This is a genomic window from Auritidibacter ignavus (assembly GCF_003703835.1).
In the GTDB taxonomy this organism is placed as follows: Bacteria; Actinomycetota; Actinomycetes; order Actinomycetales; family Micrococcaceae; genus Auritidibacter; species Auritidibacter ignavus.
In genome coordinates this window covers 1-2,163 of the sequence record NZ_RDQR01000043.1, presented here as the reverse complement: position 1 = coordinate 2,163, position 2,163 = coordinate 1, and the positions used below count along the sequence as shown (strand labels likewise).

1 protein-coding gene is annotated in these 2,163 nt (G+C 65.5%); it reads right to left on the bottom strand.

Annotation, left to right across the window (positions count from 1 at the left end):
- Positions 1-109: 109 nt before the first annotated feature.
- A complete protein-coding gene (gene ltrA / locus DYI20_RS12080) occupies positions 110-1,477 on the bottom strand; it encodes a group II intron reverse transcriptase/maturase (protein WP_244924698.1) in 1,368 nt (455 codons plus the stop codon).
- Positions 1,478-2,163: the final 686 nt, after the last annotated feature.

Sequence of the window (2,163 nt, the reverse complement as noted above, 5' to 3'; positions counted from 1 at the left end):
GTGTAGGGTCGGCCAGCAGCGCCCTGCCCGCGTTGCCGCTGGATGGGTTTCTGCTGGCCGCCCTCCGAACCGGACGTGCCCATTCCTGAGCATCCGGCTCTCCATGTGATCACGCCGTGACGCTCGCCCAGGGGTTTGGGATGCGGGTTCCTCGGTAGCGGTAGCGGGTCACGGGAACCTGCCAGGCGCGGAAGAACTCGATCCCTTCGGCGCGGATCTGCCACCGGGGCAGAAGTCGCCTGACGAGGGTGCGCATGTTCAGCTTCGGGTGCCGCTTTTTCAGCCAGCCCACGATCCGCCAGAAGGCGAACCGGTCGAGATAGCTGAAGAGGTGTTTGACGACGCCGTGCTGGAAGTAGGCGCACCAGCCCCGTAGCGCCGGGTTGAGTCGGCGCAGCAGGTCTGCGAGCGTTCGATGGGATGCCCGGCGGGTCAGCGTCCGCACCTTGTCCCGGATGGAAGCCAGCGACTTCCGTGAGGGGTAGGTGTAGATCGCGGTCTTCCCACCGTGACCTCTGATCCGGCGGCGCTGGATGTGCCACCCGAGGAAGTCGAACCCGGTGTCTATGTGCGTGACCGTCGTCTTCTCGGCCGACAGGCGCAAACCCATCGGCGCGAGCACCGCGGCGACTTCGTCCCAGAGCGCGTCGGCATCCTCGCGGGTGTCTCGGACGAGGACGACGAAGTCGTCCGCGTAGCGGACCAGCTTCATCGTCGCGCCCCCGGCGCGTTGATGCTTCGTGCGCGACCATTGCGGGCCGAGCGCATCCCACTTGCGTTGGAAGTGCTCGTCCACCACGGACAGGGCGATGTTCGCCAGTAGCGGCGACAGGATCCCGCCTTGCGGGGTGCCGGTGTAGGTGTCCCTGTTCACGCCGTCCTCACTGAGGACACCCGCTCTCAGGAACCCGCGGACCAGGCGCAACACGCGCTTGTCGACGATCCTCGCCCGGACGCGCTGCATGAGCGCGTCGTGATCGATCTCGTCGAAGCACGCGGTGATGTCCGCTTCAAACACCTGCACGTAGCCACGTGAGGCGTAGAAATGGATCTCCGCGATCGCGTCCTGCGCCCGCCTGCGCGGCCGGAACCCATACGAGGACGGCTGGAAGTCGGCCTCGAATATTGGTTCCAACACCAGCTTCAGAGAGGCTTGAACGATCCGGTCCGTCATCGTCGGAATCCCGAGCTTGCGGACCTTGCCGTTCGCTTTCGGGATCGACTTCTGACGCACCCGTTCGGGGACGAACTCGCCGCGCTTGACGCTCTCGCGCAGCTCGGCGAGCATCCCGTGCACCTTCTCCGGTGGGACGGATCGCGGGGCGATTCCGTCAACTCCGGCGGTGCGACCTCCCTTGTTGCCCGCCACCCGACTCCACGCCGCAACGAGGAAGCCGGGGTCATAGACCAGGTTGAACACATCATCGAAACGACGACCGGGGTCGGTCCTCGCCCATTGGTGCAGTTTCGTCTGCATTCTCAGTACCCGTGCCCACGCCTCCGAAGTGTCGGCTGGCCACGAAACATCCGCATTCACGGCTGTGTCTCCTTTACCGCTTGCCGATCCTGCGATCACACTGGACCCCTTCGCCATGCGACCGGCTTTCCCAGCCTCGGACTACTACGGGCCCTCCGTCCCATCCCGGCCCGATCAGCAGGCCGTGCGCTCAGCCGTCGGTGTCGTCGCTGGCGGCGACGCACCTCCGGCGAGACCGGGATGGTTCCCACGTTCACTCTCGAACCCTTCGACGGGATCGGCACCCAGTTATGCCCCAGCATCCTCGCCACGGCTACGCCGCAGGCTTTCACCGTGGCCTCCCGACTGGCGACATCACCCAGTCCAGGAGTTCCCCTCACCGCCGAAGCAGTGAGGGTGCGCGATGCAACCCGACCCGCATCCGCCAGGTTGGAGTCGGTGGTCTCGTATTGAGGGGCTTTCAGCCACCGGTTCCTATCCGTATGCCTCTCCGTCTCGCTAGCCGAGCCCGTACCATCTGGCAGTTCTGGCACGACTCGTCGTTGTCGAGGACTGCTCCACCCAACCCGCTCACGCCAACGGGCCAGATCGTCCTCCAGCTATCACACGCCTGCTGCGACAGGCACCGAGCGGTGTCCTTTCACCACCGCAAGGTTCGAGAGCACCTCGTGGCGCTCGATGTCAGC